The organism is Bacillus sp. 22475, assembly GCF_052044835.1.
In the GTDB taxonomy this organism is placed as follows: domain Bacteria; phylum Bacillota; class Bacilli; order Bacillales; family Bacillaceae_G; genus Bacillus_A; species Bacillus_A cereus.
This window is the reverse complement of record NZ_JBQENW010000109.1, coordinates 1-366: the sequence shown is the minus strand read 5'-3', so window position 1 is coordinate 366 and position 366 is coordinate 1. Positions and strand designations below refer to the sequence as shown.

Genomic DNA, 366 nt, shown 5'->3' with positions numbered 1-366 from the left:
TTCGACCCCCGCCCTCGGCACCATATGCGCCCGTAGCTCAATTGGATAGAGCGTTTGACTACGGATCAAGAGGTTAGGGGTTCGACTCCTCTCGGGCGCGTTTTCTTTCGGGAAGTGGCTCAGCTTGGTAGAGCACCTGGTTTGGGACCAGGGGGTCGCAGGTTCAAATCCTGTCTTCCCGATACTTGTTTGGGGCCTTAGCTCAGCTGGGAGAGCGCCTGCCTTGCACGCAGGAGGTCAGCGGTTCGATCCCGCTAGGCTCCACCATTAGTTCTTTGAAAACTGAACGAAACAAACAACGTGAAACGTCAATTTTTATTTTTAGATGCTAGACAAACTAACTTTATTGGAGAGTTTGATCCTGGC

At 51.9% G+C, this 366-nt stretch carries 3 tRNA genes; all 3 read left to right on the top strand.

Features of this window, described 5'->3' with window-relative positions:
- The first annotated feature begins 26 nt into the window (after positions 1-26).
- The 3 genes from ACTJJY_RS32155 to ACTJJY_RS32145 all read left to right on the top strand — a co-directional run bounded on the left by ACTJJY_RS32155 (position 27) and on the right by ACTJJY_RS32145 (position 267).
- Positions 27-100: transfer RNA gene (locus ACTJJY_RS32155), tRNA-Arg, on the top strand.
- A gap of 8 nt (positions 101-108) precedes the next feature.
- A tRNA-Pro gene (locus ACTJJY_RS32150) sits at positions 109-182 on the top strand.
- A 9-nt stretch (positions 183-191) separates the two neighbouring features.
- A tRNA-Ala gene (locus tag ACTJJY_RS32145) sits at positions 192-267 on the top strand.
- Positions 268-366 lie beyond the last annotated feature (99 nt).